This is a genomic window from Meridianimarinicoccus zhengii (assembly GCF_003254465.1).
GTDB lineage: Bacteria > Pseudomonadota > Alphaproteobacteria > Rhodobacterales > Rhodobacteraceae > Meridianimarinicoccus > Meridianimarinicoccus zhengii.
Genome location: NZ_QDFI01000001.1, coordinates 46708 through 72390 on the forward strand (window position 1 = coordinate 46708; position 25683 = coordinate 72390).

A 25683-nucleotide genomic window follows, 5' to 3' on the forward strand; every position below is an offset into this window, starting at 1 on the left:
TCAAGCCCTGCCGCGCAGCGCCACAGGTTGGGAACAGTCACGATGGCACGAGACAGCAGTTTGATCGACGGACTCAACGACCGCTCGCGCGAGGTGTTCCGCCGCGTGGTCGAAGGATATCTGAACAGCGGCGATCCGGTGGGGTCGCGCACGCTGAGCCGCGAGATGACGGAAAAGGTCAGTGCCGCCACGATCCGCAACGTGATGCAGGATCTGGAATATCTCGGCCTTCTCGGTAGCCCGCATATCTCTGCCGGGCGGATCCCCACGGAAAAGGGCCTGCGCATGTTCGTGGACGGGTTCCTCGAGGTGGATGACCTGACCGTGCAGGACCGCGAGAAGATCGACGCGACTTTGGGAAACAACGGTGCCGATGTTGGCGCGATGCTCGACAATATCGGCTCGGCACTGTCCCACGTGACCCACGGCGCCAGCCTCGTGCTGTCTCCGAAGCACGAGGCGCCGATCCGGCATATCGAGTTCGTCAGCCTGGCCGCCGACCGGGCGCTGGTCGTGCTCGTGTTCTCGGACGGGCATGTCGAGAACCGGGTTTTCACCCCGCCGCCCGGTCAGACGCCGTCGTCGATGCGGGAGGCCGCGAATTTCCTCAATGCGCTGGCCGAGGGCACCACGTTGTCGGATCTCCGCCGCCGGATCGACACGGAGATTCGCCGCAGACGGCAGGAAATCGACGGGCTGGCCCGCGCGCTGGTGGAATCGGGGCTTGCCGTCTGGGACGGGGTCGCGGGCGAAGGCACCGAGCGGCTGATCGTGCGCGGCCGTTCCAACCTGCTCGACAGCCAGTCGGAAGAGGACCTTGCCCGAATCCGCAGCCTTTTCGACGATCTCGAACGCAAGCGCGACATCGCCGAGTTCCTCGAGTTGACCGAGGAAGGCGAAGGTGTGCGCATTTTTATCGGGTCCGAGAACAAGCTTTTCTCACTTTCCGGTTCCTCTCTGGTGGTGAGCCCATATATGAACGCGGATCGTAAGATCATCGGTGCGGTGGGTGTCATCGGGCCGACCCGGCTGAACTATGGCCGGATCGTGCCCATCGTGAACTACACTGCCCAACTTGTCGGGAAGATGATTTCCGACCGAAGTTAGAAGGAGTGGACATGGCGGACCCGAAGAAGAAGGACGTGACCGATCTGCAGGACATCCTGTCCTCGGTGGGTGACGAGCCGCCCGTCGATATCAACGCGCTGTCGGATCAGGCGGATGACGCGCCGCAGGACGCGGCCCTGCTCGAAGAGATCGAGACGCTGCGCGCCGAACGCGACGACATGCGCGACCGCTTCATGCGCGCGCTGGCCGACGCCGAGAACATGCGCAAGCGCGCCGACAAGGACCGGCGCGAGGCCGAGAATTACGGCGGCAGCAAGCTCGCCCGCGACCTTCTGCCGGTCTATGACAACCTGTCCCGCGCGCTGGCCGCCGCGAGCCCGGAACAGCGCGAAAACGACAAGGCCCTGCTTGAAGGCGTGGAGCTGACTCTGCGCGAGCTGACGAACATCTTCAACAAGCACGGGATCACCCAGGTTGCGCCGCAGAAGGGCGACAGGTTCGACCCGCAGCTTCACCAGGCGATGTTCGAAGCCCCGCTGCCGGATACCAAGCAGGGCGAGATCATCGAGGTGATGGCGATGGGCTTCCTGCTGCACGACCGGCTGCTGCGCCCCGCGCAGGTCGGTGTGTCGTCCAATCCGGGCTGACCGGGGTAATCAAAAGGCGCCTGCGCGTCCCGCGCAGACACACGACGCCGGGCACGCGTGCCGCGCGCGATGCGCTTCGCGCGAGGATGTTTCCGGACAGAAGATGGGTTGGGGTCAGTCGCCGCGGCCGGCGAGGGTCTTGAGGTCGTAGACCAGCGCGAGCGCGTCGAGTGGCGTCAGTGTGTCCGGAGATACGCCAGCCAGTCTGTCGCGAAGCCCGTCGGAACGCGGCTTCGGCGCGGCGGGCGGCGGGGTCGCCGCGAAAAGCGGCAGATCGTCGATCACCGGTTTCGCGCCGCCCGCGCGGTCCGCGGCTTCAAGCCGTTCGAGCACTGCGCGGGCGCGGCGGACAACAGCCTCGGGCAGGCCGGCCAGCCGCGCGACCTGCACGCCGTAGCTTCGGTCGGCGGCGCCGGGACGGACCTCGTGCAGGAAGATCACGTCGCCGTCCCATTCCTTGACCGCGACCGTCGCGTTCGCGGCACCCGGCAGGCGGTCGGCCAGCGCGGTCAGTTCGTGGTAATGGGTCGCGAACAGCGCCCGGCAGCGGTTCACGTCATGCAGGTGCTCCAGCGTGGCCCAGGCGATGGACAGCCCGTCATAGGTCGCTGTCCCGCGCCCGATCTCGTCGAGGATCACGAGCGCGCGGTCGTCGGCCTGGTTCAGGATTGCGGCGGTTTCCACCATTTCCACCATGAAGGTCGATCGCCCGCGCGCCAGGTCGTCCGCAGCACCCACACGGCTGAAAAGTTGCGACACGATCCCCAGCCGCGCCGATTGCGCGGGCACATAGGCCCCGGCCTGCGCCAGAAGCGCGATTAGGGCGTTCTGGCGCAGCCATGTCGACTTGCCGGCCATGTTGGGACCCGTCAGCAGGCAGATCGCCGCGCGGTCGGCATCCGCTGTCAGGCGGCAGTCATTGGCGACAAAACTGCCGCCGGTGCGGCGCAGGGCCGCTTCCACGACCGGGTGACGGCCTGCGGTCACGTCGAAGGCCCGGCTGTCCTCCATCTGCGGGCGGCACCAGTCGGATCCGACCGCGAGATCGGCGAAGGCCGCGGCGAGATCGATCTCGGCCAGTGCGCGGGCCGCGGCCCCGATGCCCGCGGCGTGTTCGGCGGCGGCAGCGCGCAGCCGGTCGAAATGGCGCCTTTCGATGCCAAGCGCCTCGGATCCCGCGCTGAGGATGCGGCGTTCGAGATCGGACAGCTCAACCGTGGTGAACCGCACGGCGCTGGCCGTGGTCTGCCGATGGATGAAGGTCTCCGACAGGGGCGGGGCCATCATCTTCGCGGCATGGGTGGCCGTGGTTTCGATGAAATAGCCCAGAACGTTGTTGTGCTTGATCTTCAGCGACGGCACCCCGGCCTTCGCCGCGTAATCCGCCTGCATCCCCGCGATGACACCACGACCCTCGTCGCGCAGGCGCCGCGCGGCATCGAGTTCCGGGTCGTGGCCGGGCGCGATGAAACCGCCGTCGCGGGCAAGATGGGGCGGTTCGGCGACCAGCGCGGCGTCGAGAAGATCGCGCAAGCCGTCATGGCCCGTCAGATCGCTCGCCGCCGTGGTCAGGCGCGCGGCCATGTCGGTCGAAGCGAGCAGCCGGGCCACCGCTTCCGCCTGGGCCAACCCATCGCGCAGGCTTGACAGGTCCCGTGGCCCCCCACGGTCCAGCGCCAGCCGTGACAGCGCCCTTTCCATGTCGGGTACCCGGCGCAGCGCGTCGCGCAGATCGTCCCGCAGTCGTGCGTCATCCACCAGCCGGGCGACGGCATCGTGCCGGTCGTGGATCTCGGACAGGTCGCAGGACGGTGCCGCCAGCCGCCGGTCGATAAGCCGCGCGCCGCTGGCCGTCACGGTCCGGTCGATGGCGGCCAGCAGCGAACCGTCACGCCCGCCTGACAGGGCCTGTGTCAGCTCGAGGTTGCGCCGGGTGGCCGCATCGATTTGCATCGCGCCGCCGCCGGCCTCCCTTTGCGGCCGCTGCAACAGCGGCAGATTTCCCTGTTGCGTGAGGTCGAGGTAATCCACGAGCGCGCCGAGCGCCGACACCTCGGGGCGGGTGAACGTCCCGAACGCATCGAGCGAGGCCACGCCATAGACCTTGCAAACCCGCGCCTCGGCCGAGGCACTGTCGAAGCTGCCCGCGGCCAGCGCGGTGATCGCCGCACCCGTCAGGTCGCGCAGCATCTCGTCCTGCGGCGGCAGGCACAGCACTTCGGCGGGCGACAGGCGCGCAAGGGTGGGTGCGAGCATGGCCGGGGCGCAGGGCGTCACCGTCACCTCGCCCGTGGACATATCCGCCCATGCCAGCGCGCCCGCGTCGCGGATCAGCGACCAAGCGGCAAGGTAGTTGTGCCGCCGCGCATCGAGCAGCGTGTCCTCGGTCAGCGTGCCGGGGGTGACCAGCCGCACCACGCCGCGTTTGACCACCGACTTGCTGCCGCGTTTCTTCGCCTCCGCCGGATCTTCAAGCTGTTCGCAGATGGCGACCACGAAGCCCTTGCGCGTCAGCGTCAGCAGATAGCTTTCCGCCGCATGGACCGGGACGCCGCACATGGGAATGTCCGCACCGTCATGCTGGCCGCGTTTCGTCAGCGCGATGTCGAGCGCCGCGGCGGCGGCAACGGCATCGTCGAAGAACATCTCGTAGAAATCGCCCATTCGGTAGAACAGCAGCGCGTGGCGGTGCGCGGCCTTGATCTCCAGGTATTGCGCCATCATCGGCGTCATGGGCGGGTCCTTCATGCGGCCGGTGTCCATGCGGTGTAGTCCAGCCCGGGCCCACGCAAAACCCGAAAATCCACACCGCGCCCGTGCGTGCCTGATAACGCTAACCCCGTCACGCCGCGTGTTGAGGCACCCGGGCGCGTCGCGTAAGACAGCCCGACCGGGACGGAGGACCAAGGCCCATGTCGAACGCGAAGATCACCCCCGAAGAGGCGCTGGCCTTTCACCTGAACCCGACACCCGGAAAGCTGGGGGTTCATGCGACGGTCCCCATGAGCACCCAGCGCGACCTCAGCCTCGCCTACAGCCCCGGTGTCGCGGTGCCCTGCGAAGCCATCGCCGCAGATCCCCAGGCTGCCTATGACTACACAGCCAAGGGTAACATGGTCGCCGTGATCTCCAACGGGACCGCCGTGCTGGGGCTTGGGAACCTTGGCGCGCTGGCGTCGAAGCCGGTTATGGAAGGCAAGGCGGTGCTGTTCAAGCGCTTCGCCGACATCAACTCCATCGATATCGAACTGGATACCGAGGACGCGGACGAATTCTGCCGCGCGGTGCGGCTGATGGGGCCGACCTTCGGGGGCATCAACCTCGAAGACATCAAGGCGCCCGAGTGCTTCATCATCGAACAGCGCCTGAAGGAAGAGATGGACATCCCTGTCTTCCACGACGACCAGCACGGCACGGCCGTGATCTGCGCGGCGGGGCTGATCAACGCGCTGCACCTGTCGGGCAAGAAGATCGAGGATGTGCGCATCGTGCTGAACGGCGCGGGGGCGGCGGGGATCGCGTGCCTCGAACTGCTGAAATCCATGGGTGCCAAACACGACAACTGCATCATGTGCGACACCAAAGGCGTGATCTGGCAGGGCCGCACCGAAGGCATGAACCAGTGGAAATCGGCCCATGCAGCGCGGACCGATCTGCGCACGCTGGAAGAGGCGATGAACGGTGCGGATGTGTTCCTGGGCGTGTCGGTGCGCGGCGCCGTGACGTCCGAGATGGTGGCCAGCATGGCCGACAACCCGGTGATCTTCGCCATGGCCAACCCCGACCCCGAGATCACCCCGGAAGAGGCGCACGCGGTGCGGCTCGATGCGATCGTGGCCACGGGGCGTTCGGATTACCCCAACCAGGTCAACAACGTGCTGGGCTTTCCGTACCTGTTTCGCGGGGCGCTGGACGTGAACGCGCGCGCCATCAACGACGAGATGAAGATCGCCTGCGCCGAGGCACTCGCGGCACTGGCGCGCGAGGACGTGCCTGACGAGGTCGCTGTCGCCTATGGGCGCAAGCTGAGCTTTGGGCGCGACTACATCATCCCCACGCCCTTCGACCCCCGGCTGATCTGGCGCATCCCGCCCGCCGTGGCGAAGGCGGGCATGGACACGGGCGTCGCGCGCCGCCCGATCATCGACATGGAAGGCTACACGACCAGCCTGAAGGCGCGGATGGATCCCACCGCGTCCGTGCTCGAAGGTCTCCACGCCCGCGCGCGGCAGGCGCAGGCGCAGATGATCTTCGCCGAAGGCGACGATATCCGCGTGCTGCGCGCCGCCGTGTCCTACCAGCGGTCGGGCTTGGGCAAGGCGATCGTCGTGGGGCGCGAGGCCGACGTGAAGGCCAAGCTGGATGCCGCCGGTCTGGCCGACGCCGTGCGCGAATTGCGGGTCATCAACGCGGCGAACACCCAGCACCTGGAAACCTACAAGACGTTTCTCTACGACCGGCTCCAGCGGCGCGGGTTCGATGCCGCCGATATCCACCGGCTCGCGGCGCGTGACCGGCACGTGTTCTCGGCGCTGATGCTGGCCCATGGGCATGGCGACGCGATGGTGACGGGTGCGACCCGCAAATCCGCCCATGTGATGGAACAGATCAACCACGTCTTCGACGCCGACAGTGCCCACGGCGCGGTCGGGGTGACGGCACTGCTGCACAACGGGCGGATCGTGATGATCGCGGACACGCTGGTGCATGAATGGCCCGACGAGGAAGACCTTGCCAACATCGCCGAAGGCGCCGCCGCCGTCGCCCGGTCGCTGGGGCTGGAACCGCGCGTGGCCTTCGTCAGCTTCTCCACCTTCGGTTACCCGGTGTCGGAGCGCGCGAGCAAGATGCACCGTGCGCCGCTGATACTGGAACAGCGCGGTGTCGATTTCGAGTTCGAGGGCGAGATGACCGTGGACGTGGCCCTGAACGCGGACGCGGCAAAAGCCTATCCATTCTCGCGCCTGACCGGCCCGGCGAACATCCTTGTCGTGCCCGCGCGCCATTCGGCATCGATCTCGGTCAAGCTGATGCAGGAAATGGCGGGCGCCACGGTGATCGGACCGATTCTGTCCGGTGTACGCAAGCCCATCCAGTTGTGCAGCACGGGCGCGTCGGAAACCGACATCCTCAACATGGCGGTGCTTGCGGCGGCCAACGCGGGCTGACCGCCCCGGCCGGTCAGTTCACCAGCGCCTCGCCCGGAAGCGCCGCGTCGCCCCAGACGGCGCGGATGCGCCGGTCGCGCCCGCAGGCATCGCGGTAGCGGACATAGGCGTTGGCCTTGGAAATCGGGCCGAAGCGGCTGATGATGAGGTCGTCGGACTTGTAGTAGTCTTGGTGATACGCGTCCGCAGGATAGAATGGCGCCGCCTCGCGCAGCGGCACTTTCAGCGACCCGCGCCCCAGATCCGCGGCGGCGCCCGCAAGTGCCGCCTCGGCGATGCGGGCTTGTGCGTCGTCCAGCGCGAAGATGGCGGGGCTGTAGCTGTGGCCGCGGTCGCAGAACTGTCCGCCATCGTCGAGCGGGTCGATGGACCGCAGGAAGATGTCGAGGACCTCGCGGTAGCCGATCACCGACGGGTCGTAGCGGATCATCACCGCCTCCAGATGGCCGGTGCCGCCGCGCGTCACCTCCCGATAGGTCGGGTTCTCGACTGTGCCACCGGCAAAGCCCGACACGGCCTCGGTGATGCCGGGGATCTTCTCGAAATCCGCCTCCACGCACCAGAAGCAGCCGCCCGCGACAAGTGCGGAACCTTCCTGTTCCTGCGCTTGCGCGCCGCGCATGCCCAGCCCCGCGACGATCGCCAGCGCGAGCATCAGTATCTTGAGGGTCTCTATCCGTCGCATGATGCACCTCCGTTGGAGGCAGCATGATCCGCTTGCGCGGTCCGGGCAATCGCCCTGCGCATCCCGTCACGCAGCCTTGATCGGGGCGTGACCGCGCGTGCGGGCTTGGCAGATGTGTCGAACCGTGCTGTTCTGACGTCGGGGAACCATGCAGGGCGAGGGGCAGAGACGATGGGCAAGCGGGACGACCTGATCGCGCAATATGCGCAGGACCTTGAACAGAAATGCGGCGTGACGCCCGACATGGACCTGCTTACCAAGGTCACCATCGGGCTGGGGCCGGTGATCTACAATGCCGACAGCAACACTGTGGCCAGTTCAGACCCCGAGGAACTGGCGCGCATCCGGAAGAACTTCCTGATGGGCAAGCTGGGCCTGCCCGACGGTCCGGAACTCGATGCCGGGATCGCGGCCGCCACCGAAACCTATGGCGCGTCAGAGCGGCGCAAGCTGCGGGCCGTGTTCTATTACCTGCTGGTCGTGCATTTCGGCCGCGAAAGCGTCTACGCCTGACAGGGGTTTCACGTCAGCCGAACACGCCGCCTTCGTCAAGCGCCGCAAGCGCTGCGTCGGCTGTGTCCACGAAGCGGAACAGGCCAAGGTCCTCGCGGTAGATCGTGCCGCTGTCGGCCAGCGCGTCCCAGTTGACGATGCGCTGCCAGAATTCCGTGCCGAACAGCAGGATCGGCACCCGCGCCATGCGGCCCGTCTGGATCAGGGTCAGCGCCTCGAACAGCTCGTCGAGCGTGCCGAAGCCGCCCGGAAACACCGTGATCGCGTTGGCGCGCATCAAGAAGTGCATCTTGCGCACGGCGAAATAGTGGAAGTTGAAGGACAGCGCGGGCGTCACGTGCAGGTTCGGGGCCTGTTCATGGGGCAGCACGATGTTCAGCCCGATGGATACGCCGTTTGCATCCGCGGCACCCAGGTTGCCCGCCTCCATCACGCCAGGACCGCCGCCGGTGACGATCACGTTGTCCGTGCCGCCCGCCGCGATGCTGCGTTCCGTCACGCCACGCGAAAAGGCGCGCGCGGCGTCGTAATAGGGCGACAGCGCGGCAAGCCCCGGATGGGCGCCCGCCGCGTCCTTCGGCGCCGGGATGCGTGCGCCGCCGAACATCACCACGGTCGAATTGATCCCGGCCTCGGCCAGCGTCACCTCGGCCTTGAGCAGTTCCAGTTGCAGCCGCACCGGGCGCATGTCCTGCCGCGCCAGGAAATCCGGATCGGCAAAGGCAAGCCGGTGGGTCGGCGACAGGGTCTGCGGGGTCTGCGGGACATGACGCGCACGTTCGATATCGTCCCGCGCATCGGGCAGCGGATGGGCGGCATCGGGCCTGCGCGGCGCTGTCATGGGCGGGCCTCCGGTTGGTGGCATTGCGTGGCGGTTCCCTCCGGACTATAGGCTCCGGAAGCCGCAAACCAGAGGAAACCGCCGTCATGACCGCCCCCAGGACCGACACCGACAACGCCGCGCTGGAAACCGCCATCGAAGCCGCGTGGGAGGTCCGCGATACGATCACGCCCGACACCAAGGGCGACACGCGCGACGCGATCGAGGCGACGTTGGAGGCACTGGACAGCGGTGCGCTGCGCGTGGCCGAACCGCGCGATGACGGGCAGTGGCACGTCAACCAGTGGGCGAAGAAGGCCGTGCTGCTGGGATTCCGCATCAAGGACATGGAAAAGCACAGCGGCGGCCCGCAGGGCGGCGGCTGGTGGGACAAGGTGGACAGCAAGTTCGCCGACTGGAAGAAGAAGGACTGGAAGGAAGCCGGGTTCCGCGCCGTGCCCAACTGTGTCGTGCGCAAGTCCGCCTATATCGCGCCGGGCGTCGTGCTGATGCCGTCCTTCGTGAACCTCGGCGCCTATGTGGACAGCGGCACCATGGTGGATACATGGGCGACCGTGGGCAGCTGCGCGCAGATCGGCAAGAACGTGCACCTGTCGGGCGGCGTTGGCATCGGCGGCGTGCTGGAACCCATGCAGGCGGGTCCGACCATCATCGAGGATCACTGCTTCATCGGGGCCCGGTCCGAAGTGGTCGAAGGCTGCATCGTCCGCGAAGGCTCGGTGCTGGGCATGGGCGTGTTCATCGGCAAGTCGACCAAGATCGTGGACCGCGAAACCGGCGAAGTGACCTTCGGCGAAGTGCCCTCGGGGTCGGTGGTGGTGTCGGGCTCGATGCCGTCGAAGAACGGCGTGAACCTCTACTGCGCGGTGATCGTGAAACGCGTGGACGCCCAGACCCGCGCCAAGACCTCCATCAACGAATTGCTGCGCGACTGACCCAGCGCGAACGGAGTGGCACCATGTCCGGAAAGGCCGACACATCCGCAGGCGACCCCGTCTACACGTTGCTGGTTCAGGTCGGCCGCAAGGACGGGGACGGGCTGCCAGACGGGGCCACCGGGGCGGCGCTCATGTGTTATGCCGCAGGCGAGGACGAAGCCGAGGCCGTGCGCGAAACGGTGGCGGTCCTGAAGCAGGCGGGGCTCGCGCCGCTCGATGTCACGGGCTACGGCACACTGGCGGAACGGCTGGCCGAGGGCCACGATATCGACGCCGACGAGCGCGACCTGATGGACCGGGCGCGCGACGAGAACGCGGTGATCGTGGCGCAGATGACGCCGTTCTTTACCGATGTGGACCCGAACTGAGCCTGCCATGACACGTGTGCCTCTCGACCCCGCGGACCTGACCGCCCGGCTGATCCGCTGCCAGTCGGTCACGCCCGGCGAAGGCGGCGTGCTGGTGCTGCTGGAACGGTTGCTGACCGACGCGGGGTTCGCCTGCACCCGCTGCGACCGGAACGGGATCGCCAACCTTTTCGCCCGCTGGGGTGCGAAGTGCCATCCGCACACCTTCGGCTTCAACGGTCATACGGACGTGGTTCCGGTGGGTGACCGCGCCGCATGGTCCTGCGACCCGTTCGGGGCGGAGATCCGCGATGGCCGGATGTTCGGGCGCGGGGCCTGCGACATGAAATCGGGGGTCGCGGCTTTCGTCGCGGCGGCGGTGGACTTCGTGCGCGACACGCCGCCCGATGGCGCCGTGATCCTTGCCATCACCGGGGATGAGGAAGGCGATGCCGTGGACGGCACGGCAGCGATCCTCGACTGGATGGCGGGCGCGGGGGAGGCGATGTCAGCCTGCCTCGTGGGGGAGCCGACCTGCCCGGACCGTTTCGGCGACATGATGAAGATCGGGCGCCGCGGGTCGATGACCGCGTGGATCACGGCGACGGGCGTGCAGGGCCATGCGGCTTATCCCCATCGCGCCCGGAACCCGGTGCCGGCGCTCGCGCGGCTGGTGGACCGGCTCGCTTCGGCGGAGCTGGACGGCGGGACCGAACATTTTGACGCCTCCACGCTGGCGGTGACGACCTTCGACGTGGGAAACCCCGCGAACAACGTGATTCCGGCGCAGGCCCGCGCGACGGTGAACATCAGGTTCAACGATGCGCACACGTCCGATAGCGTGTCCGACTGGCTCCGGGCCGAGGCCGCGCGCGTCAGCGCCGATTTCGACATCGAGATCGGGCTGGAGATCAAGGTCTCGGGCGAAAGCTTCATCACGCCGCCCGGCCCGCTCAGCGATCTCGTGGCGCGGGCGGTCACGGCCGAGACGGGCGTGACGCCGGTCCTGTCCACGTCGGGCGGCACGTCGGACGCGCGTTTCGTGCGCACCCATTGCCCGGTGGTGGAATTCGGGCTGGTGGGGTCGTCCATGCACCAGGTTGACGAACACGTGGATGTCGCGCAAATCCATGCGCTCAAGGCTGTCTACGGCCGGGTGCTGGCGTCATATTTCGCGCAAGAGACATAGGCCGGGCGCAAGGCTCCCGCCTGTTGCCGCAAGCCGATAGGGGGCAGCCCCGGGTTGCACATCCCGTGCCGGGACCGGCGCCGCGATGCCGCTTTCGCGCATGACGCGCCCCGGCACCCGTGCTAGGTCCGGGCCATGGCACGTATCCCCACCAGGGACGAGATCCTTGCCTGGATCTCGGACCACCCGACCCAGACTTCCAAACGCGACATTGCCCGGGCCTTCGGGATCAAGGGCGCGGACCGCATACCGCTCAAGGCCGTCCTGCGCGGACTGGAGGCGGATGGCCATCTGGAAAAGCGGCGCAAGACCTATCGCGATCCCGACCGCCTGCCGCCCGTTTCCGTGCTGGAGGTGATCCCGCCCGGCCCCGATGGCGATCTCTATGCCAGGCCCATCGAGTGGCACGGCGACGCCGACGCGGCGCCACGCGTGCTGGTGATCCAGCGCCCGGCCGAACCGGCGCTGGGCGGCGGCGACCGCATCCTTGCGCGGCTGACCCATGTGGGGCTCGACGACTATACCTACGAGGCCCGGCTGATCCGTCGCATCGCCGTCACACCGCGCCGCATCCTCGGTATCTTCCGCGAAGGGTCCGAAGGCGGGCGGATCGTGCCGATCGACAAGAAGGCCGACAAGGAATGGATCGTTCAGGCAGGCCAGACCGGCCATGCCCGTGACGGCGAACTGGTCGAAGGGGAGCTCGCGGGGCCGCGGGTGCGCTTCGGTCTGCCCAATGCGCGTGTGGTCGCACGGCTGGGCGACCCGACCGCCCCCCGCGCGGTGTCGCTCATCGCGATCCACGAACATGGAATCCCCGACGCCTTCCCCGACGACGTTCTGGCCGAGGCCGACCGTGCCCGCCCCGCGGGCCTGTCGGGGCGCGAGGATCTGCGTGACCTGCCCTTCGTGACCATCGACCCGGCGGACGCGCGGGACCATGACGACGCCGTGCTGGCCCTGCCGGACGACGCGCCCGACAACCCGGGCGGACATGTCATCTGGGTCGCCATCGCCGATGTCGCCCATTACGTCACTCCGGGATCGCTTCTGGACCGGGAGGCGCGCAAGCGCGGCAATTCCAGTTACTTTCCCGACCGCGTGGTGCCGATGCTGCCCGACCGGCTGTCCGGCGACCTCTGCTCGCTGCACGAAGGGGTGCCGCGCCCCTGCCTCGCCGTGCGCATCCGCATCACGGAGACGGGCGACAAGATCGACCATCGTTTCGTGCGCGGGATCATGCGCTCCGCCGCGTCACTGACCTATGAAGAGGCGCAGGAAGCGATCGACGGCACGCCCTCGGACCGCGCCGCGCCCCTGCTCGATACCGTGATCCGCCCGCTCTATGCCGCCTATGCCGCGCTCAAATCCGCGCGCGACCGGCGCCAGCCGCTGGATCTCGACCTGCCCGAACGGCGTATCGAACTGTCCGAGGATGGCAAGGTCACGTCCGTCGCGTTTCGGCCCCGCTTCGACGCGCACCGGCTGATCGAGGAATGCATGGTGCTGGCCAATGTCTGCGCCGCCGAGACGCTGGATGCCAAGCGCAGCCCGCTCCTCTACCGCGTGCACGAGGAACCGAGCCCCGACAAGCTCGATGCGCTGCGCGAGGTCGCACAGGCCGCCGGGCTGACGCTGGCCAAGGGGCAGGTGCTCCAGACCCGGCATCTCAACCGCCTGCTGGCGCAGGCCGCCGGCACCGCCGACGCCGAACTCATCAACATCTCGACCCTGCGATCGATGACGCAGGCCTATTATTCGCACGAGAATTTCAGCCATTTCGGGCTGGCCCTGCGCCAGTACGCGCATTTCACCTCGCCCATCCGGCGCTATGCGGACCTGCTGGTCCACCGCGCGCTGATTTCGGCCCATGGCTGGGGCAAGGGCGGGCTGTCGGCAGACGATATCGACCGGCTGGAGGCGACGGCGAAGCACATCTCCGACACCGAGCGCCGCTCGATGCTGGCCGAACGCGACACGACCGACCGTTACCTAGCCGCATACCTGTCGGAACGGGTGGGCGACGAGATGACAGGCCGCATATCCGGCGTCACCCGCTTCGGGCTGTTCGTGAAGCTCGACGACAGCGGCGCGGACGGCCTGGTGCCTGTGCGCACGCTGGGGGCGGAATTCTTCCATTTCGACGCCAAGACACAGACCCTGATGGGGTCCGACAGCGGGCGCACGCTGAGCATGGGCCAGGTCGTGACGGTGAAACTGGCCGAGGCCGCGCCGGTGACGGGTGGCGTGATCCTCGAATTGCTGGAGGTCGAGGGACAGGCCATGCCGCGCGGTGGCGGGCGTGGCATGCGCAGGGGGGCCCCGCCCCGGCGCAAACCCGCAAAAGCCAAGGCCAAGGCCGCGAAAGTGAAGCGCAAGGTTCAGCGCAGCCGCAGCTGACCCCTAGGCCGAAGGCCCGGCTTCGGCTATCCTGCGCGATAACGAGGGCCGCAAAGGCCCCGGTCAATGCGCCGTCCCCGAGCAGGAGAATCCCGATGCGCCCCGTTCTGATCGCCCTCAGCCTGACCCTTGCCGCGCCCGCTCTGCCGGCGCTGGCCCAGACCCCGACACCACGGCCCGACGCGCGCGTCGCGGTCAGCCAGGCCGCGCAGATCTCGCCGCGCCCCGCGCTGCGCCCGGCCACGGCGCCAGAAACCGTGCAGCGCGCGTCCCTCGGCCCTGCCGGGTTCAACGACTGGGTGCAGGATTTCGCCCGCCGCGCGCAGCGGCAGGGCATCCCGTTCGAGGTCGTCCGCGACGCGCTGACCGGCATCCGCTACGACGACCGGATCGTGGATCTCGACCGCAACCAGTCCGAATTCAGCAAGCAGCTTTGGGACTATCTCGACAGCGCGGTGTCGGCGGACCGCATCGGCACGGGCCGGTCCATGGCCGCGCGCCACGGCGCGACGCTCGACCGGATCGAACGGCGTTACGGCGTGGAAAAGGAAACCGTCGTCGCCATCTGGGGGCTGGAAAGCGCTTATGGCGGCTTCAAGGGCAACACCGACACGATCGCGGCGCTGGCGACGCTGGCCTATGACGGGCGGCGGGGGGATTTCTTCGAAGCCGAATTAATGGCCGCCCTGCGGATCGTCGCGGCGGGGGATACCGCGCCGCGCGGGATGCGGGGAAGCTGGGCCGGGGCGATGGGGCACACGCAGTTCATGCCGTCCTCCTACCTCGCCCATGCGGTGGATTTCACCGGCGACGGGCGACGCGACATCTGGGGGGACGATCCGTCCGACGCGCTTGCCTCCACCGCCGCCTATCTGCGTGACGCGGGCTGGACCAGCGGACAGCCTTGGGGCGTGGAGGTGCGGCTGCCGCAGGGGTTCGATTATGCGCTGGCGGGCGCGGGTGCGAAATCCGTCGCCGCGTGGTCGCGGCTGGGTGTGCGCGGCGCGGGCGGCGGCGCGCTGCCGGATCATGGGCAGGCCAGCCTGCTGCTGCCTGCGGGCGCGCGCGGCCCGGCCTTCCTGACCTTCGGAAATTTCGACGTCATCAAGCGCTACAATTCGTCCACGAGCTACGCGCTCGCGGTCGGGCATCTTGGCGACCGCATCGGCGGCGGGGCCGCGTTCCAACAGTCGTGGCCACGCGGCGACCGCGCGCTGAGCGCAGAGGAAAAGCGCGACATGCAGCGCCGCCTGACCGCGCGCGGCTTTTCCACGAACGGCATCGACGGCAAGGTCGGCCCCGACACAATCGCCGCGATCCGCCGCTTTCAGCAGGCCGCAGGGCTGGTGCCGGATGGCTATGCCTCGGCGGCCCTGCTGAACCAGTTGCGCTGACGGGGGCGGGCAGGGGTCATGCCCCGTCCAGATAGCCCATCGTGCGGAAGCTCAGTTCCCGCGATTTGCCTATGATCAGATGATCGTGCAGGCTGATGCCCATGACCGATGCCGCTTGCCGGATCTTCTCGGTCATGGTGATGTCCGCGTCCGATGGCGTCGGGTCGCCCGACGGATGGTTGTGCACGAGGATCAGCGCCGAGGCGTTCAGTTCCAGCGCGCGCTTGACCACCTCGCGCGGATAGACGGGCACATGGTCCACGGTGCCGCGCGCCTGTTCCTCGTCCGCGATCAGGACGTTCTTGCGATCGAGATACAGCACCCGGAACTGTTCCAGCTCCAGATGCGCCATGGTCGTGTGGCAATAGTCCAGCACTGCGTCCCAGCTTGAAATCACGGGTTTCTGCATCACCCGCGCCCGCGCCAGCCTGTGCGACGCGGCTTCCACGATCTTCAGTTCCAGCACGACCGCGTCGCCGACGCCGCGCACCTTCATCAGCCGGTCACGCGGGGCGGCGCAGACCCGTCCGAAATCGCCGAACGCCTCGATCAGCCGCCGCGCCACCGGCTTCACGTCGCAGCGCGGCAGCGCCCGGAAGAGCACCAGTTCCAGCAATTCGTAATCGGGCATCGCCGCCGCACCGCCCGCCAGGAACCGGTCGCGCAGCCTTCTGCGGTGATCCTTGATATAGGACGGCAGCTTGCGCCCCTTGGGATCGGTCGAGATGAATTCCTGCCCCTCGAACAGGGGCAGCAACGGTTCGCGGAAGGCACCGGGATCGTTCATCCCGTCACCCTCCGCAAACTGTCTAAATTTCGCGTTAACTTGCGCTGACCGAGGCCGCGCAGGTCAGCTTTTCATGCTGTCCCAGAAGCCCTTCACCTTGGTGAAGAAACTGTCGCCCTCGGGATGGTTGTCGCCCGATTCCGCCTCGAACTGGCGCAGCAGTTCCTTCTGCTTGCCGGTCAGGTTCACGGGGGTTTCCACCGCCATCTCGATGAACATGTCGCCCGTGCCGCCGCCGCGCAGGGCGGGCATGCCCTTGCCGCGCAGGCGCATCTGGCGGCCCGACTGGCTGCCCGCCGGCACCTTCACCCGCGCGCGCCCGCCGTCGATGGTCGGCACCTCCACGTCGCCGCCCAGTGCCGCGGTCGTCATCGCGACGGGCACCCGGCAGAACAGGTTGACGCCGTCACGCTGGAACAGCGCATGGTCCGCCACGTCGATGAAGATGTACAAGTCCCCTGTCGGCCCGCCGCGCATGCCCGCTTCGCCTTCGCCCGCCAGCCGGATGCGCGTGCCGGTTTCCACGCCCGCTGGGATGTTCACCGACAGCGCGCGGTCCTTTTCGACCCGGCCCGTGCCGCGGCAGGCGCCGCAGGGGTTCTTGATGATCTGGCCCAGCCCCGAACAGGTCGGGCAGGTGCGTTCCACCGTGAAGAAACCCTGCTGCGCGCGCACCTTGCCCATACCCGAACAGGTCGGGCAGGTGACGGGTTCCGATCCGCCCTCGGCGCCCGTGCCGTTGCACGACCCGCAGGCCACGGCAGAGGGCACGTTGATCGTCTTCTGCAAGCCGCGATAGGCGTCTTCGAGCGAGATGCGCAGGTTGTAGCGCAGATCCGATCCGCGCGCCGCGCGCTGCCGGGCACCGCCGCGCCCGTTGCCGCCCATGAAATCGCCGAAGAGATCGTCGAACACGTCGGAAAAGGCCGAGGCGAAATCCGCCTGCCCCGCGCCGCCGCCGCCGCGCGGGCCGCCCCCCGTGCCGCCTTCGAAGGCCGCATGGCCGAACCGGTCATAGGCCGCCTTCTTGTCGGCGTCCTTCAGAACCTCGTAGGCTTCGTTGGCTTCCTTGAACTTCGGCTCCGCATCCGGGTTGTCGGCGTTGCGGTCCGGATGGAATTCCTTGGCCTTCTGGCGATAGGCCTTCTTGATGTCATCCGGCGATGCGCCGCGCGCCACGCCCAGGATGTCGTAATAGTCACGTTTCGCCATTCGCGGGTGTCCCCTTGGAAATGCAAGGGACCGGCCCCGGCAACGCGCACCGGAACCGGTCCCCCCATGTCACCGCGCTCAGGAGGCGCGCTTGTCCTCGCCGAGGTCTTCGAAATCGGCATCCACGATGTCCTCGTCCGACCCGTTCGGGCCGTCGCCATCGTCATCGCCGTCCGATCCGCCCTCGGCGGTCTGCGCCTTGTAGATCGCTTCGCCCAGCTTCATGGACGCTTCCATGACGTTCTGGATGCCGGACTTGATCTTGGCCGCGTCGTCCTTCTCCAGCGCTTCTTCCAGCGCCGTGATGGCGAACTCGATCGCCTCGACCGTGGTCGGATCGACCTTGTCGCCATGCTCTTCGAGCGACTTCTTGGTCGAATGGATCAGGCTTTCGGCCTGGTTGCGGGCTTCCACCAGCTCCTTGCGGGACTTGTCCGCCTCGGCATTGGCCTCCGCGTCCTTGACCATCTGTTCGATCTCGTCCTCGGTCAGGCCGCCCGACGCCTGGATCGTGATCTTCTGCTCCTTGCCGGTGCCCTTGTCCTTCGCGCTGACCGACACGATGCCGTCGGCGTTGATGTCGAAGGTCACCTCGATCTGCGGCATGCCGCGCGGTGCGGGCGGAATCTGTTCAAGGTTGAACTGGGCCAGCATCTTGTTGTCCGACGCCATCTCGCGCTCCCCCTGGAAAACGCGGATCGTCACGGCCGACTGGTTGTCCTCGGCGGTGGAGAAGATCTGCGATTTCTTCGTGGGGATCGTCGTGTTGCGGTCGATCAGGCGCGTGAACACCCCGCCCAGAGTCTCGATGCCAAGGCTCAGCGGCGTCACGTCGAGCAGGACCACGTCCTTCACGTCGCCCTGCAGCACACCCGCCTGGATCGCCGCACCCAGCGCCACGACTTCGTCCGGGTTGACGCCCTTGTGCGGTTCCTTGCCGAAGAACTTTGTGACCTCTTCCATCACCTTGGGCATGCGCGTCATGCCGCCGACCAGGACCACCTCGTCGATATCGCCCACGGACAGGCCCGCATCCTTCAGCGCCGCCTGGCACGGCTTGATCGACGCCTTGATGAGATCGCCCACAAGGCTTTCCAGCTTGGCGCGGGTCAGTTTCATGACCATGTGCAGCGGCTGACCGTTGCTGCCCATCGAGATGAACGGCTGGTTGATTTCCGTCTGGCTGGCCGAGGAGAGTTCGATCTTGGCCTTCTCGGCGGCTTCCTTCAGCCGCTGCAGGGCCATCTTGTCCTGCGTCAGGTCCACGCCGTGCTCTTTCTTGAACTCGCCGGCGAGGTAGTTGACGATCCGCATGTCGAAGTCTTCACCGCCAAGGAACGTGTCCCCGTTGGTGGACTTCACCTCGAACAGCCCGTCGTCGATTTCCAGGATGGTCACGTCGAACGTGCCGCCGCCAAGGTCATAGACGGCGATCGTCTTGGCCTCTTTCTTGTCGAGCCCGTAGGCCAGCGCGGCCGCGGTCGGTTCGTTGATGATCCGCAGCACCTCGAGGCCCGCGATCTTGCCCGCGTCCTTGGTCGCCTGCCGCTGGGCGTCGTTGAAATAGGCGGGCACGGTGATGACGGCCTGCGTCACTTCCTCGCCAAGATAGCTTTCGGCGGTTTCCTTCATCTTGCCGAGGATGAACGCGGAAATCTGGCTGGGCGAATATTTCTCGCCGCGGGCTTCGACCCATGCGTCGCCATTGCCACCATCGACGACCGTGAAGGGCAGGTTCTTCTTGTCCTTGGCGATGTCGCTGTCGTCGAAACGGCGCCCGATCAGGCGCTTGACGGCAAAGATGGTGTTGTCGGGGTTGGTGACGGCCTGGCGCTTGGCGGGCTGGCCGACCAGGCGTTCGTTTTCCGTGAAGGCGACGATGGAGGGCGTTGTACGCGCGCCTTCTGAATTCTCGATGACCCGGCCTTGCGACCCATCCATGATGGCGACGCAGGAGTTCGTGGTCCCGAGGTCGATACCGATGACTTTGCCCATGGCTTACCTTTCCTTGGCGATTGCGGGGATGGCCCGACTGCGGCGCCGTCCCCTATCCCGTGGCTGTTGACTGTGCCGGATGTCTCCGGCGGACTGCGGGGTATATAAGCGCGGGGTCTGGGGCCTGCAAGAACGGGGGAAACGCGGATTTGGCGACAAAACCGACATTTTCGGGCGCGGATGGCGCGGGCCGGCCGCTCGATCTGAACGGTGTGCAGGTGCATCCGGGCCGGATCGCACCGGACGAACAGGCCGCACTCGTGGCGGATCTGCGCGCCGTGGCGGCCGCCGCACCGTTCTTCACGCCGACGACGCCGCGCGGAAAGCCGATGTCGGTGCGCATGACATCCGCAGGGCGCTGCGGCTGGGTGTCTGACCGGGCGGGCTATCGCTACGACCCGCGCCACCCGTCGGGCGTGGACTGGCCGCCGATTCCCGCACGGCTGCTCGCGCTGTGGCGTGACCTGCTGCCCGCGTCCCGCGACCCCGATTGCTGTCTCGTGAACTTCTATACCGAAGGCGCGCGCATGGGCCTGCACCAGGACCGGGACGAGGCCGACCTGACCCAGCCGGTGCTGTCCGTCAGCCTGGGCGACGATGCGCTTTTCCGGGTCGGCGGCACGACGCGCGGCGGGCCGACCCGGTCGGTCTGGCTGCGGTCCGGCGATGTCGTCGTGCTCGCGGGGCCGGGGCGTATGGCCTATCACGGGATCGACCGCATCCGTTTCGGCACCAGCGCGCTTCTGCCGAAGGGCGGGCGGATCAACCTTACCTTGCGCATTGTCACATGACCCCATCCCGCGTATGAAGCTGGCATGTGTGCAGCCGCAGCATCGCGGCGCGTGTGTCGGTGATACGGGGGTGAAGATGGATCATGCCAAGCTCGAAGGCGTGATGCGCCGGTTGGCGATCGAAGCCGGTGCGCTCATCCTCGAGGTCTATCGCAGCTCCGATTTCGAAGTCCGCGCCAAGGGCGACGACAGCCCGGTGACCGAGGCGGACGAACGTGCTGACGCCCATATCTCCACCGGCCTGCGCGCGGCCTTTCCCGATGTCCTGCTCGTGACCGAGGAACAGGCGGGCACCCACGGCCAGACAGCGGACAGCTTCCTGATCGTCGATCCGCTGGACGGCACCAAGGAATTCGTCCAGCGCCGCGGCGATTTTACCGTGAACATCGCCTATGTGGAAAACGGCACACCGATCCGCGGCGTGGTCTACGCGCCCGCGAAGGACAGGCTGTTCTACACCCGCGCCGATGGCCGCACGGTGGAGGAAACGGGCCCCTTCGACCCCGACACGCCCGGCGCCACCCGCCCGGTGCAGGTCGGCACGCCCGACAATGACGCGCTGATGGTGGTGGCATCGAAAAGCCACCGGGACGCTGCCACCGACGCCTATATCGGCAAGTACGCCGTGCGCGACATGACCAGCGCCGGATCCTCGCTGAAGCTCTGCCTCGTCGCCACCGGGGAAGCCGATCTCTATCCGCGCCTCGGGCGCACGATGGAATGGGATACCGCCGCGGGCGATGCCGTGCTGCGCGGGGCAGGGGGCACGACAGTGCGCTTCGACGATCACACCCCGCTGACCTATGGCAAGCCGGGCTACGAGAACCCGTTCTTCATCGCCCACGCACCGGGCGTAGCGCTGAAACCGGCATGAGCGTCCTGATCGCCATCCCGGCGCGCTACGCCTCCACCCGCTATCCGGGCAAGCCGCTGGTGCCGCTGCGCGGGCCGGACGGGGTGGCCCGGACCCTGATCGAACGGTCGTGGCGTGCCGCGATGTCGGTGCAGGGCGCGGATCGGGTGGTGGTGGCCACCGACGACGACCGCATCGCCGAGGCCGCCCGCGGCTTCGGGGCCGAGGTGGCCATGACCGACCCCGCCTGCGCCAACGGCACGGAACGTTGCGCGGACCTTATCGACCGGCTCGATGTCGTGACCGAGATCGTCGTGAACCTCCAGGGCGACGCCCCGCTCACCCCGCCATGGTTCGTCGAGGACCTGGTCGCAGCCCTGCGCGCCAACCCCGACGCGCAGGTGGCCACGCCGGTCCTGCGCTGCGACGGGCGCGCCCTGCGCGGCTTCCGCGACGACCGCGCGGCGGGGCGCGTCGGCGGCACCACCGCCGTCTTCGGCACGGACAGCCGCGCGCTCTATTTCTCCAAGGAAGTCATCCCCTACACCGGGCGCGACTATCCCGACGACGCGGACACGCCCGTCTTCCACCATGTCGGTGTCTACGCCTATCGCCCGGACGCGCTGCGCGCCTACCGCGCCCTGCCCGAAGGACCGCTGGAACGGCTCGAAGGGCTCGAACAGCTCCGCTTCATGGAAAACGGCTGCTCCGTCCATTGCGTCGAGGTCGCGGCGCGCGGGCGCAGCTTCTGGGAACTCAACAATCCCGCGGATGTCGCCCGCATCGAAGCGATCCTCGCGGATGTGCCGGGTGCGGTCTGACGCGCGCGCCAGCCCCGTAACCGGTGCCGTGGCGGAAAGTACTGCCGTTGCAATTCCATGCAGCCCGACGCAAGATCGCGCTGCTTTAGACGTAAAGGGTAAAAAGGTCAGGCCATGACACGCAAGGTATCCAAGGCAGTCTTTCCGGTCGCCGGGCTCGGCACGCGGTTCCTGCCCGCAACCAAGTCCATCCCCAAGGAAATCATGACCCTCGTGGACAGGCCGCTGATCCAGTACGCCATCGACGAAGCGCGCGACGCCGGGATCGAAGAGTTCATCTTCGTCACCTCCCGCGGCAAGTCCGCGCTCGAAGACTATTTCGACGCGGCCCCGCAGCTCGAGGAAACGCTCAAGGCCAAGAACAAGACCGCCCTGCTCGACGCGCTCAAGAAAACCGACATGCCCTCGGGCGCCATCGCCTATGTTCGCCAGCGCGAAGCGCTCGGGCTAGGCCATGCCGTGTGGTGCGCGCGGCGCCTGATCGGCGACGAACCCTTCGCCGTTCTGCTGCCCGACGACGTGATCGCGGCGGACAAGGCATGCCTTCAGCAGATGGTCGAAGCCTATGCCGAAACGGGCGGCTGCATGGTGGCCGCGATGGAAGTGCCGAACGACAAGGTGTCGGCCTATGGCGTGCTCGACATCGCCGAAAGCCGCGGCAACATCGTGACCGCCAAGGGCATGGTGGAAAAGCCCAAGGCCGAGGACGCGCCGTCGAACCTCGCCGTGATCGGGCGCTACATCCTGACGCCGAAGGTGCTGGAGAATCTCAACGACATGCGCGCGGGCGCGGGCGGGGAAATCCAGCTCACCGACGCCATCGCGCAGGAAATCGGCGGCACGCCCGGCGTGCATGGCTACCGCTTCAGCGGCCAGCGGTTCGATTGCGGCTCCAAGGCCGGCTTCCTCCAGGCGACGGTGGCCTTCGGCCTGTCGCGCCCGGAACTGTCCGAGGAATTCGAAGCCTTCCTGAACGACATCATGGGAAGCCTGCACGCGGCAGAGTGACCGGCCGCGGCGCACCCCCGAATTGCCGGTGGTCGCCCTGGGTTACCGGCGTTCGACGACTCCGCCCGGACGCACCATGATCCAGTCGCCGCCCGATTCCGACGAAGTGTCGGGGGCTTCATCGGTGGGCGCAGACGCCGGATCGAAGCGGGCCCCGATGGTCCGGAACACGTCCCCGATATCCACACCGATCGCGACGACCCCCGCCGCGATCGCAAGCGCGACCAGCGACACGAAAAGCCCGTACTCGACCGCCGTCGCGCCGCGCGTGGATGCCCCGAACCCCAGGAGTCCGCGGGTCCGGGTGCCATGGCCGGCGCGGGGTGGGCCGGGTTGCCGCGAAACGGTCACGCCGCCTCGCTTTCCTGCGCATCCACGAGGATCGCATGCAGCGTCAGCGGATCGTCATTGGCGCGCAGCTTCATCTGCACCTTCGTCTGCCGCAGCGCGCGGGCCACCAGCGCCAGCGCCTTGAGATGATGCACGCCGCTGTCCTCGGGCGCGAACAGCCCGAACACCAGGTCAACCGGAACCCGGTCCACGGCGTCGAAAGATACGGGGCGGTCCAGCTTCATGAACACGCCCGCCACCCGGTCGAGCCCCGGAATCCGCGCATGGGGCAACGCCACGCCATTGCCGACCCCGGTCGGGCCGATGCTCTCGCGGTCCTGCAACGCGGCCATCGCGGCTTCGGAATCGATGTCATAGCAGGCGGCGGCCACGTCACTCAGATCGCGCATCAGCCGTTTCTTGCTTGTGACACTGCCCAGAACGCGCACCGCTTCCGGTTTCAGTATGGACCCAAGGTTCATGTCGTCAGGCTTTCCTGTCCGTGTTCCGCCCGGCCCCGGACGCAACCCCTTCGCGGCCGACCGGAACGTTCTTCAACTGGCGCGCTCGGGCTCGATCCACCCGATATTGCCGTCGTCCCGCCGATAAACCACGTTGACCCCCGATGTGCCCTCGTTGCGGAAAACCAGAACGGGCGCCTCGGCCAGTTCCATCTGCATGACGGCTTCGCCCACCGAGATGGACGGGATCCGCGTCTGCATTTCCGCGATGATGACCGGCGTGAGCGTCTCGGGTTCGTCGTCCGCTTCGACTTCGCTTGCGGCGATCACATACGACGAAGCGCCGAAGGCTTCAACCGGCTGGGCGCGGTCCTTGTGGTGATCCTTCAACCTGCGCTTGTAGCGGCGCAACTGCTTGTCCATCTTCTCGCAGCAGGACTCGAAGCTCGGATAGATCTCGAAGGCGTGGGCCTTGGCGCTGACCGTCAGGCCGGTGGACAGATGCACCGTGGCCTCGCACAGGTATTCCTGCCCCGATTTCGAGAACACCACGACGGCCTCGGTGGGGCGCTGGGAATACTTTTCCATGACAGCCCCCAGTTCGGTCTGAACATGGGTCTGCAATGCCTCGCCGATGTCGATATGTTTCCCGGTGATCTGGTAACGCATGTGTCCTCCTGCGCCGTTCTTCTTGTTTCGCACCACCGGTCGCGTCCCGATCCTGTGGCGCGGGGGTTAAGGTCCCCTTAATCCGGGTGCTTGCCGCACCGCTGAACTCCTCGTCCCGTGGCGACCGGTCTGCCATGGCGCCCGATCGGCGGCAAGCCATCGGCAGGTCGTTGGCAAATCTGCGCCCGGGAAGCCTGTTCCCGCTTCCGTCCCTTCATTTGGAGCCAGAACCCTGCCCCATGTCAATCGCCGTGCCCCTTGTGCGCCCCTCGCGGTCAGTCGATCCGGAACCCCTGCCCTAGGTAGACGCGGCGCACGTTCTCGTTGCGCACCACGTCCTCGGTCGTGCCGCTCATCAGCACCGTGCCGTCATGCAGGATATAGGCCCGGTCCACGATCTCCAGCGTCTCGCGCACGTTGTGATCGGTGATGAGCACCCCGATGCCCCGCGATTTCAGCGCCGTCACCAGCGCCCGGATGTCGCCCACCGCGATCGGATCGACCCCCGCGAAAGGTTCGTCCATCAGCACGTATCGGGGATTCGCCGCCAGGCAGCGCGCGATTTCCACCCTTCGCCGTTCGCCGCCCGACAGCGACAGCGCCCGCGCGCGGCGCAGGTGGCCGATTGAAAACTCCGCCAGCAACTCCTCCAGCCGTTCGCTGCGGGTCGTGCGGTCCTCCGTCGCGATCTCGAGGATGGCGAGGATGTTGTCCTCCACGCTCAGGCCGCGGAAGATGCTGACCTCCTGCGGCAGATAGCCGATCCCCAGCTTCGCACGGCGGTACATGGGCAGCAGCGTCACGTCGCGCCCGTCCACCATCACCTGCCCCCCCTCAGGCGTGACCAGCCCCGCGATGCAGTAAAAGCACGTGGTCTTGCCCGATCCGTTCGGCCCCAGCAGCGCCACGACCTCCCCCCGGCGCAGTTCCAGCGATACGTCGCGGATCACCGGCCGCTTGCGGTAACTCTTGCGCAGGCCAATCACGCGCAGGCCCGCCGTTCCCTCGGTCATGGTCAGCGGGGCCGTCATTCCTGCGTCCGCTCGGGCTGCAGCACGGTGCGCACGCGGCCCTGCACCTCGCCGATGCCGGTCTCCATGTCCACCACCAGCCGGTCGCCCGCCACGGTGTTGCCGCCCTGCGTCAGGATCACGTCGCCGGTCATCACGACCTCGTTGGTGCGCAGGGTATAGATCGCCTCGTTGCCCTCCGCGGCCTCCTCCGGTGTCACCAGCAGCACGTTGTCGCGCGCGGTGATCCGGTCGATATCCTCGCCCAGCGTGCCGTCGGGGTTGAGCATGTATTCCACCAGAACCCAGTCCGCCGTCAGCCGCATGTCGCCCTGCACCGCCACGACGTTGCCGGTGAACAGCGCCGTGCCCGCGTCGCGTTCCAGGTCCAGCCGTTCCGCCGTGACCTCGACCGGCGCATCGGGATCGTCGTTGCGAAATCCGCCCGTGGTCGCGCCGCCGGTCTGGGCCACGGCGCCGGCCGTCTGCGCCACGGCGACAACCGCTGCCAGCACCCAATTTCGCCCGCGCATCCGCGACCCCCTTCCAGACCCCA

Annotated in this window: 24 protein-coding genes; 13 read left to right on the forward strand and 11 right to left on the reverse strand. The window is 67.4% G+C overall.

Features of this window, described 5'->3' with window-relative positions; genetic code table 11:
* The first annotated feature begins 42 nt into the window (after nt 1–42).
* Nucleotides 43–1107, forward strand: a complete 1065-nt coding sequence (hrcA, locus tag DDE13_RS00240) for a heat-inducible transcriptional repressor HrcA (RefSeq protein WP_111400732.1) — start codon at nt 43–45, stop codon at nt 1105–1107.
* Between the two features lie 11 nt (nt 1108–1118).
* Nucleotides 1119–1715: a nucleotide exchange factor GrpE gene (locus DDE13_RS00245; RefSeq protein ID WP_111400733.1), complete on the forward strand. Its 597-nt coding sequence runs from the start codon at nt 1119–1121 to the stop codon at nt 1713–1715.
* A 114-nt stretch (nt 1716–1829) separates the two neighbouring features.
* Here DDE13_RS00245 and mutS read toward each other — a convergent pair whose 3' ends face one another.
* Nucleotides 1830–4463, reverse strand: a complete 2634-nt coding sequence (gene mutS / locus DDE13_RS00250) for a DNA mismatch repair protein MutS (protein ID WP_111400829.1) — start codon at nt 4461–4463, stop codon at nt 1830–1832.
* Between the two features lie 164 nt (nt 4464–4627).
* Here mutS and DDE13_RS00255 point away from each other — a divergent pair, with 164 nt between their 5' ends.
* A complete protein-coding gene (locus DDE13_RS00255) occupies nt 4628–6883 on the forward strand; it encodes an NADP-dependent malic enzyme (RefSeq protein WP_111400734.1) in 2256 nt (751 codons plus the stop codon).
* Between the two features lie 13 nt (nt 6884–6896).
* Here DDE13_RS00255 and msrA read toward each other — a convergent pair whose 3' ends face one another.
* Entirely contained in the window at nt 6897–7568 is a 672-nt protein-coding gene (gene msrA / locus DDE13_RS00260) for a peptide-methionine (S)-S-oxide reductase MsrA (protein WP_111400735.1), read from the reverse strand.
* Nucleotides 7569–7739: 171 nt separating this feature from the next.
* Between msrA and DDE13_RS00265 the strand changes: the two genes are divergently transcribed.
* Nucleotides 7740–8081, forward strand: coding sequence for a DUF2853 family protein (locus DDE13_RS00265; RefSeq protein WP_111400736.1), 342 nt, complete (start codon nt 7740–7742; stop codon nt 8079–8081).
* 13 nt (nt 8082–8094) lie between these two features.
* Here DDE13_RS00265 and DDE13_RS00270 read toward each other — a convergent pair whose 3' ends face one another.
* Nucleotides 8095–8922 (reverse strand): LOG family protein, encoded by an 828-nt coding sequence (locus DDE13_RS00270; RefSeq protein WP_111400737.1) that lies wholly within the window; start codon nt 8920–8922, stop codon nt 8095–8097.
* An 86-nt stretch (nt 8923–9008) separates the two neighbouring features.
* Between DDE13_RS00270 and dapD the strand changes: the two genes are divergently transcribed.
* The 5 genes from dapD (at nt 9009) to DDE13_RS00295 (ending at nt 15190) form a co-directional block, all read left to right on the forward strand.
* The gene (gene dapD / locus DDE13_RS00275; protein WP_111400738.1) at nt 9009–9857 is read left to right on the forward strand and encodes a 2,3,4,5-tetrahydropyridine-2,6-dicarboxylate N-succinyltransferase; all 849 of its coding nucleotides are present in this window, start codon (nt 9009–9011) and stop codon (nt 9855–9857) included.
* Nucleotides 9858–9880: 23 nt separating this feature from the next.
* Nucleotides 9881–10228 (forward strand): hypothetical protein, encoded by a 348-nt coding sequence (locus DDE13_RS00280; RefSeq protein WP_111400739.1) that lies wholly within the window; start codon nt 9881–9883, stop codon nt 10226–10228.
* A gap of 7 nt (nt 10229–10235) precedes the next feature.
* Nucleotides 10236–11396, forward strand: coding sequence for a succinyl-diaminopimelate desuccinylase (gene dapE / locus DDE13_RS00285; RefSeq protein ID WP_111400740.1), 1161 nt, complete (start codon nt 10236–10238; stop codon nt 11394–11396).
* A 135-nt stretch (nt 11397–11531) separates the two neighbouring features.
* Nucleotides 11532–13796: a ribonuclease R gene (gene rnr, locus DDE13_RS00290; RefSeq protein ID WP_111400741.1), complete on the forward strand. Its 2265-nt coding sequence runs from the start codon at nt 11532–11534 to the stop codon at nt 13794–13796.
* Nucleotides 13797–13891: 95 nt separating this feature from the next.
* Nucleotides 13892–15190 (forward strand): lytic murein transglycosylase, encoded by a 1299-nt coding sequence (locus DDE13_RS00295; protein ID WP_111400742.1) that lies wholly within the window; start codon nt 13892–13894, stop codon nt 15188–15190.
* A gap of 16 nt (nt 15191–15206) precedes the next feature.
* Here DDE13_RS00295 and radC read toward each other — a convergent pair whose 3' ends face one another.
* From radC to dnaK, 3 genes are all read right to left on the reverse strand, one after another.
* Nucleotides 15207–15977, reverse strand: a complete 771-nt coding sequence (radC, locus tag DDE13_RS00300; protein WP_111400743.1) for a RadC family protein — start codon at nt 15975–15977, stop codon at nt 15207–15209.
* Nucleotides 15978–16040: 63 nt separating this feature from the next.
* Complete coding sequence (gene dnaJ, locus DDE13_RS00305; protein ID WP_111400744.1) at nt 16041–17189, reverse strand: molecular chaperone DnaJ; 1149 nt, start codon at nt 17187–17189, stop codon at nt 16041–16043.
* Between the two features lie 78 nt (nt 17190–17267).
* On the reverse strand, nt 17268–19184 hold the full coding sequence (gene dnaK, locus DDE13_RS00310) for a molecular chaperone DnaK (protein ID WP_111400745.1): 1917 nt from the start codon (nt 19182–19184) through the stop codon (nt 17268–17270).
* Between the two features lie 149 nt (nt 19185–19333).
* On the opposite strand from dnaK, the gene DDE13_RS00315 reads away from it, so the two are divergent.
* The 4 genes from DDE13_RS00315 to galU all read left to right on the forward strand — a co-directional run bounded on the left by DDE13_RS00315 (nt 19334) and on the right by galU (nt 22657).
* Nucleotides 19334–19975, forward strand: a complete 642-nt coding sequence (locus tag DDE13_RS00315) for an alpha-ketoglutarate-dependent dioxygenase AlkB family protein (protein WP_394340272.1) — start codon at nt 19334–19336, stop codon at nt 19973–19975.
* A 76-nt stretch (nt 19976–20051) separates the two neighbouring features.
* On the forward strand, nt 20052–20849 hold the full coding sequence (cysQ, locus tag DDE13_RS00320; protein WP_111400831.1) for a 3'(2'),5'-bisphosphate nucleotidase CysQ: 798 nt from the start codon (nt 20052–20054) through the stop codon (nt 20847–20849).
* Nucleotides 20846–21649, forward strand: a complete 804-nt coding sequence (locus tag DDE13_RS00325) for a 3-deoxy-manno-octulosonate cytidylyltransferase (RefSeq protein ID WP_111400746.1) — start codon at nt 20846–20848, stop codon at nt 21647–21649. Before cysQ ends, DDE13_RS00325 begins: the two co-directional genes overlap by 4 nt.
* Before the next feature lie 114 nt (nt 21650–21763).
* Nucleotides 21764–22657 carry a UTP--glucose-1-phosphate uridylyltransferase GalU gene (galU, locus tag DDE13_RS00330; RefSeq protein WP_111400747.1) on the forward strand — a complete coding sequence of 298 codons (894 nt, stop codon included), beginning with the start codon at nt 21764–21766 and terminating at the stop codon, nt 22655–22657.
* Between the two features lie 42 nt (nt 22658–22699).
* On the opposite strand, the gene DDE13_RS00335 is transcribed toward galU, so the two are convergent.
* The 5 genes from DDE13_RS00335 to DDE13_RS00355 form a co-directional block, all read right to left on the reverse strand.
* Nucleotides 22700–23008 carry a Flp family type IVb pilin gene (locus DDE13_RS00335; protein ID WP_222625991.1) on the reverse strand — a complete coding sequence of 103 codons (309 nt, stop codon included), beginning with the start codon at nt 23006–23008 and terminating at the stop codon, nt 22700–22702.
* Complete coding sequence (locus tag DDE13_RS00340; protein WP_111400748.1) at nt 23005–23469, reverse strand: PTS sugar transporter subunit IIA; 465 nt, start codon at nt 23467–23469, stop codon at nt 23005–23007. Before DDE13_RS00340 ends, DDE13_RS00335 begins: the two co-directional genes overlap by 4 nt.
* A gap of 72 nt (nt 23470–23541) precedes the next feature.
* A complete protein-coding gene (gene hpf, locus DDE13_RS00345; RefSeq protein ID WP_111400749.1) occupies nt 23542–24117 on the reverse strand; it encodes a ribosome hibernation-promoting factor, HPF/YfiA family in 576 nt (191 codons plus the stop codon).
* 275 nt (nt 24118–24392) lie between these two features.
* Complete coding sequence (gene lptB, locus DDE13_RS00350; RefSeq protein WP_111400750.1) at nt 24393–25148, reverse strand: LPS export ABC transporter ATP-binding protein; 756 nt, start codon at nt 25146–25148, stop codon at nt 24393–24395.
* A complete protein-coding gene (locus tag DDE13_RS00355; RefSeq protein ID WP_162630808.1) occupies nt 25145–25660 on the reverse strand; it encodes an LptA/OstA family protein in 516 nt (171 codons plus the stop codon). Before DDE13_RS00355 ends, lptB begins: the two co-directional genes overlap by 4 nt.
* Nucleotides 25661–25683: the final 23 nt, after the last annotated feature.